7 protein-coding genes are annotated in these 5,617 nt (G+C 71.3%); 3 read left to right on the top strand and 4 right to left on the bottom strand.

Annotation, left to right across the window (positions count from 1 at the left end; all coding sequences use genetic code 11):
- The 4 genes from VIM26_RS06090 to zapE form a co-directional block, all read right to left on the bottom strand.
- Positions 1 to 542, bottom strand: a 542-nt coding sequence (locus VIM26_RS06090; protein ID WP_331949458.1) for an acyltransferase, incomplete at its 3' end; no start/stop codon positions are given.
- A gap of 305 nt (positions 543 to 847) precedes the next feature.
- Entirely contained in the window at positions 848 to 1,942 is a 1,095-nt protein-coding gene (locus VIM26_RS06085) for a hypothetical protein (protein WP_331949457.1), read from the bottom strand.
- Entirely contained in the window at positions 1,939 to 2,268 is a 330-nt protein-coding gene (locus VIM26_RS06080) for a PadR family transcriptional regulator (protein WP_331949456.1), read from the bottom strand. The genes VIM26_RS06085 and VIM26_RS06080 overlap by 4 nt, the downstream gene beginning before the upstream one ends.
- 234 nt (positions 2,269 to 2,502) lie before the next feature.
- Entirely contained in the window at positions 2,503 to 3,561 is a 1,059-nt protein-coding gene (gene zapE / locus VIM26_RS06075) for a cell division protein ZapE (protein ID WP_414696451.1), read from the bottom strand.
- A 229-nt stretch (positions 3,562 to 3,790) separates the two neighbouring features.
- On the opposite strand from zapE, the gene VIM26_RS06070 reads away from it, so the two are divergent.
- The 3 genes from VIM26_RS06070 to VIM26_RS06060 form a co-directional block, all read left to right on the top strand.
- Entirely contained in the window at positions 3,791 to 4,174 is a 384-nt protein-coding gene (locus VIM26_RS06070; RefSeq protein ID WP_331949454.1) for an S-adenosylmethionine decarboxylase, read from the top strand.
- Positions 4,174 to 4,932 carry a hypothetical protein gene (locus VIM26_RS06065; protein ID WP_331949453.1) on the top strand — a complete coding sequence of 253 codons (759 nt, stop codon included), beginning with the start codon at positions 4,174 to 4,176 and terminating at the stop codon, positions 4,930 to 4,932. Before VIM26_RS06070 ends, VIM26_RS06065 begins: the two co-directional genes overlap by 1 nt.
- 313 nt (positions 4,933 to 5,245) lie before the next feature.
- The coding region (locus VIM26_RS06060) for a hypothetical protein (RefSeq protein ID WP_331949452.1) at positions 5,246 to 5,617 on the top strand (372 nt) is incomplete at its 3' end.

Genomic DNA, 5,617 nt, shown 5'->3' with positions numbered 1-5,617 from the left:
CGTGCCGCGAAGGCGGCGAGGAGGACGAGCGGCCAGAGCAGATAGAACTGCTCCTCGACGGCGAGCGACCAGAAGTGCTGGAACGGCGTCGGGGCCTGTCCCTGCGCGAGGTAGTCGACCGCGCCGGCGGCGAGCTGCCAGTTCTGCCAGAACAGCGTCGACGCCCGCGCCTGCGCACCGAGCTCCGCCCACCGGGTCGGCGGCAGGAGCGCGAGTCCCGCGGCGACGACGACGACGATCGTGACGAGGGCCGCGGGCAGGATCCGCCTGGCCCGTCCGGCGTAGAACGCGCCGAGGCGAAGCCGACCCGTCCGCTCGATCTCGCCGCGCATCTGCCTGGTCATCAGAAACCCCGAGATGACGAAGAAGACATCGACCCCGACGAACCCGCCCGGCAGCGCCGCGGGCGCGAGGTGGTAGACGACCACGAGCAAGATCGCCAGGGCGCGCAGCCCGTGCACCTCGGGGAGGAACGTTCGGGCGAGCGGTGTGCGCTCAAGACTGACCGGCGTGCGCTCGAGGACCGCTGGAAGTGAGGGCATGACGAAGCCTCCCGGGGCTCAGCGGGCGTGGAGTGGGTGGTCGTGGGCAGCACGAAGGCAGTGGCCGACCGAGGCCGGCCGGACCGGTTGGGCAGGCAGCGTCGTCAGGGTCGTCAGGGCCGCGCAGGGCAGGAAAGGTCGAACTGACTGGATGTGTCAGACGCAGCGCGACCCCTGGGGCGCGCACGATCTGACAGGTCGAAGGTGAACGGATGTGTCAGACGCAGCGCGGTCCCTGGGTCGCGCAGCGTCTGACAAGTCCGCGCGGAGGGGCCACCGACTGGGCCCCGGCCCGATCCGTCAGCTCATTGCGGCAGCGGTGCCGCTCGGGCCGAGTGGGCGCGAATCCCCAGCCGCGCGGCAACCGAGGCGGCCAGCCGGCAGATCGCGTAGGCCACGACGAGGCCGAGCACGGCGACGGCGGCCTCGGTCACCGGCAAGTGCTGGAAGGTGTGCCCCCCGATGTAGTTGTCCAGGGTGGGGAACAGTGTCCGGGCGGCGGCGAAGGGGATGAACAGGGCGGTGAGAAAGGGCAGGACGACCCTGCCCGTGCTCGACGCGAGGCAGGCCAGCGTCGCAACCGCCAGCGCCGCGATCACGAGCGGGAACTGGATCTGCGTTCCCTTCTGAAGCAACAGGCAGGAGCGAGGGACCCCGGAGGCCCCGAGACCACCGACGACGAGTGCAACCCCCATGAGCAGCGACCGGGGGACGAGCTGCCGGCCACGCTCAACCAGCGACGGCCGGGCGAGCAGCGCGAGCGCGGCGACCTGGATCGCGAGCCAGCCGAGATTCATCATCACTGCAAGCTGATGGTTCTCGACGATCTTCTCGACCATGATCGCGAGAAACACGAGCGTCCCGGCAGCAGCCGGAAACCTCGCGAGCCGCCCGCGCCCCGCGAGGAGACAGCCGATCGCGACCGCCCAGCACGCCCACGCCAGCCAGTCGCCGCCCATCATCGCGGTGAACGGCAGGCCCTGGAAGGCAACCTGCTGCATATACGCCAGCAGGCCCATGCCGCCATCGTCGCCGTGGGTCCGGAAGTAGTGGTCAATGCCGGCCACGTCTTGGACGATGTACACCGAGCCCCGCCCGACCGCGCCGATGGGATAGGCCAGCAGCACCGGCAAGATGACCGCGAGTGCGGCGGCCGCCGTGCGCCCCTCGCCGCGGCGCGGCAGGAACAGCGCCCGGAACCACTGGCTCGCCGCGATGGCCGCGACGTCGAACACGTCCGCGAGCCCGGGCCGACGGCGGTCCGGCGGGCTCAGCTCGAGCATCACGTCCACCATCTCCCGCTCGCGTTGTGCCCGGTAGCCCGGGGGCAGGGCGCGCAGCAGGCGCCGGTAGGAACGCTCGAGCTCGACCCCCAACGGCGCGCCGGTGACCGCGGTCACGCCAACGCTCCGGCCGCGCCGAGACGGAACAGCGCGGCCTGCGCCTGGTCCCTGGTCCGCTCCGCCTCGACTCGCAGCCGCTCGCGACCCGAGTCGGTGAGCCGGTAGTACCGGCGCAGCCGCGAGCTGACGATCTCCTCGCGGTCCACCTCGACCAGGCCGGTGGCCGCGAGCCGGTCGAGCGCCCCGTAGAGGGTCCCGACGCGCATCGTGACCCGCCCGCCGGAGATCGCATCCACGTCCTTGATCACGCCGTACCCGTGCTGCGGACCCGACGCCAGGGCGGTCAGGATCAGGAACGACGGCTCCTGGAGGGGGTTGCTCATGCGAGGAACATACATCGGCGACAAGAGTATCGAGCGCGAATCGCGTCGACTCGCCAACGAGTCTGAATTCATCCCCAGGGCAAGCCCGGACACACCGCGCGAACCACTCAGCAACCCTCCGCCGAAGTAGTACCGCCGCGCCGCGATAGACCATTCCCGCGCTCTACTTCGGCGTTCGGGTACTACTTCGCGGGGTGTTGGGCTCGCGGGCGTGAGCGGGGCGGCCGGGACCGGTCACGCGGCGAGGGCGCGGCCCTGTTCGGCCAGGGAGCCCAGGCGGGAGAGGGTGCGGTAGTACTTTTTTCGGTAGCCGCCGCGCAGCATGTCCGGGGTGAACAGGCCGTGCTCGCCCGACCCGCCCAGCAGGACCGGCACGTCCCGGTCGTACAACCGGTCGACCAGGACGACCAGCCGCAGCGCGGCGCTCTGGTCGGCGAGCGCCCCGACGCCGGTCAGGCCGACAAGCGTCACGTCGTCGAGCAGGGCGCCGTACCGACTGGGGTGCACCTCGGCGAGGCTCTCCAGCAGCTCGCGGAAGTCGTCGACGGTCGCACCGGAATCGCGCGTCGCCACCGCGCGCACGACGTCGTCGGGCACGGGTTGGGCATCGGTGACGGTCCTGCGGTGCCGGTAGTCCTCGCCGTCGATCCGCAGGACCTCGAAGCGGGCCGCCATCGCCTGGATCTCGCGCAGGAAGTCGTCGGCGGCGAACCGGCCCTCTCCGAGCGAGTCCGGCAGTGTGTTGGACGTCGCGGCAAGGGCGACACCGCGGTCGGCGAGCTCGCGCAGCAGCCGGGACATCAGGACCGTGTCGCCGGGGTCGTCGAGCTCGAACTCGTCGATCGCGACCAGCCGGTGCGCCCCGAGGGCCGTCACCGTCGCGGCGAAGCCGAGCGCGCCGACCAGGTTCGTGTACTCCACGAACGTCCCGTAGACAGCGCGCTCAGGGCCGACGGCGTGCGCGAGCGAGGCGAGCAGGTGGGTCTTGCCGACCCCGAACCCGCCGTCCAGGTAGACCGCGGCCGGAGCCGCCCGACGCCGTCGGCGCCACCAGCTGCCACCGGCGGGACCGCCCCCGTCCGCGCCGATCGCGGCGGCCACCTCACGCAGCCGGGTCACCGCCGCCGCCTGGCTGGCGAACTCAGGATCCGGGCGATAGGTCTCGAACGACTCCCCCGCGAAGTGCCGCGGCGGCACGAGCTCGGCGAGCAGCCGGGCGGTCGGTACGTGGGGCCGGCGCTCCGCGAGGCTTGCGGCGCGGCGGGTGCCTGGGGCGGAGTGAGTCACGAACATCGAGCCTACTGGGGGTCGCGGGGGCCGACGCGGTGACCCTCGTCACCGGCCACGAGCCAAGATCGGCGCAGATCTCTCGATTTGACCCATTAAGTACGTGCCCTGAGATGCCGAAGCATCGAAGTACCGAGGAGGCGCCCGGGAGGCGCGCGTCGATGCGGGCCAGGAGTTGGGGCTGCCCAGATGTCCGCCGGGCGACCCGCTACAAGTTCCCAGGCGCGGACAACAGATGACGGCCCGTAGTGAGCGGGCAGGCGATGCGGAGAAGACAGTGCACGACCTGGCTCCAGAGATCTGTCGGCAGCGCTTGGTTGTCGAGGGGCTGAGCATCGAGCCGATCGACGCCGCGTCCATCAGCGGTTACCTGACCCAGCTGTCCACCACGATCGACATGACCGCGCTCATGGAACCAGTGACCCACCAGTCCCCGCTCTACGGGTGGGCGGGGTGGATCCACTGGGAGACCTCCGGCGCCCATTTCTACGCGTGGGACGTTCCGCGACTGTTCTTCAGCGTCGACATCTACGCGTGCAAGCCGTTCTCGGCCGCGGCCGTGGTGGAGCTGACGCGGAAGTGGTTCGACCCGACCGACGTCGTGTACAAGGCGTTCTGATGTCGGCGGACATCCGGATGCACTTCGGCCCCCAGGGCTCGCTCCTGGCGTCCGCCCGCGCCTGTGAGGCCGAGGTCTTCCTCGAGTGGTTCGGCAACACCCGCGAGCAGCTCGACGAGGAGTACCGCGACTACGAGGACCGTTCGGTGTTCCTCGTCCTCGCGGACGCCGACGACGAGGTGCACGCTGCGGTCCGCCTGATCGCGCCAGGCGGGCGGGCCGGGCTGAAGACCGTGGTCGACATGGGCCGTCGGCCCTGGGCGATCGATGGCGCCCGCGCCGCCGCGGCGGTAGGTGTGGACCTGGGATCCACCTGGGAGGTGGCGACGCTCGCTGTGCGAACCGGCTCCGATGCCGCCGGACTACGAATGTCGCTCGCGCTCTACCACGGTCTGGTCAGCATCGCCCGGGCCAATCGGATGAGCTCACTCGTGGCCATCCTCGACGAGCGGGTGCGCCGCCTGCTCAACTCCATCGGCATCCTGATGCGACCGTTCCCTGGGACCGCCGCGGCGCCCTACCTGGGATCGTCCGCCAGCACGCCCGTCTACGCGCACTGCGCGCCGGTGCTCGCGAACCAGCGCCGACACTTCCCCGATGCGCACCGGCTGGTCACCCTCGGCGTCGGCCTCGACGGAATCTCGGTACCGCCGCTGCCCGCCTTCCGGCTCGTGCCGACCAGGGTGCCGCTCACCCTGCCGCTCTCGCTCGAGCACGCGCCCCTTCTCGGGTCGCACCTGGTCGGGTCGGCTCGCTAGACGTTCGGAGCGGGAACTCCACATGCGCCTCGGTACGCCTGGCTCGAGACGTTCCCGCTCCGAACGTCTCACCGCGAACCAGCGCGGCCCTCCCCCTCCGGGACGGACGCGCGAAGGTCGCGACGACGGGCTTCGCTGCGATTGCCGAGCGTTCCCGCGGAAACGCTCGACGGTCGCTCCGACGCACTTCTGCGATTGCCGGGCGTTTCCGCGGAAACGCTCGACGGTCGCTCCCGGGCGCTCCAGATCGGGCGCGAGGGAGTTGTCCACACCCGCGCCCGGGAGTGTCGGTGGCTCCGGGTAGCGTCGGTTCATGGGCACAGACACACAGGTCAGGACCGTAATCGACGCTCTCGCGGGCGTGTCGTCGACCGGCGTGCGTCGCCGGGCATCCCGGGGCGGAGCAGAGCGTCGCCGGCGAGCCCACCGCGCGCCGCAGGCCCGCCGTCCGTCGCGCATCCACCGCCGGGCCGGGACCGACGCCGCGCTGATGTCGGCGCTCACCTCGACCGTCCCCGCGGACCTGAGCGTCCCGCAGCTCGAGGTCGCGTTGACCACCCTGGCGGGGCACCTGAACGCCGCGACGTGCCGGTTCGGCGGTCCTGCTCGGGGAGTTCGACGCCCGCGAGGGGTGGGCGATGGACGGCATCGTGTCCTGCGCGCACTGGCTCACCTGGCGGTGCTC

This window comes from Pengzhenrongella sp. (assembly GCF_036565025.1).
Classification (GTDB): Bacteria; Actinomycetota; Actinomycetes; order Actinomycetales; family Cellulomonadaceae; genus Pengzhenrongella.
The sequence above is the reverse complement of the archived record's forward strand: the minus strand, read 5'-3'. Positions and strand labels throughout refer to the sequence as shown.

Coding starts and splice junctions, on each gene's coding strand:
- VIM26_RS06080 (WP_331949456.1), bottom strand. CDS start 2,268: ATGAGCAACCCCCTCCAGGAGCCGTCGTTCCTGATCCTGACCGCCCTG.
- zapE (WP_414696451.1), bottom strand. CDS start 3,561: ATGTTCGTGACTCACTCCGCCCCAGGCACCCGCCGCGCCGCAAGCCTC.
- VIM26_RS06070 (WP_331949454.1), top strand. CDS start 3,791: ATGACGGCCCGTAGTGAGCGGGCAGGCGATGCGGAGAAGACAGTGCAC.
- VIM26_RS06065 (WP_331949453.1), top strand. CDS start 4,174: ATGTCGGCGGACATCCGGATGCACTTCGGCCCCCAGGGCTCGCTCCTG.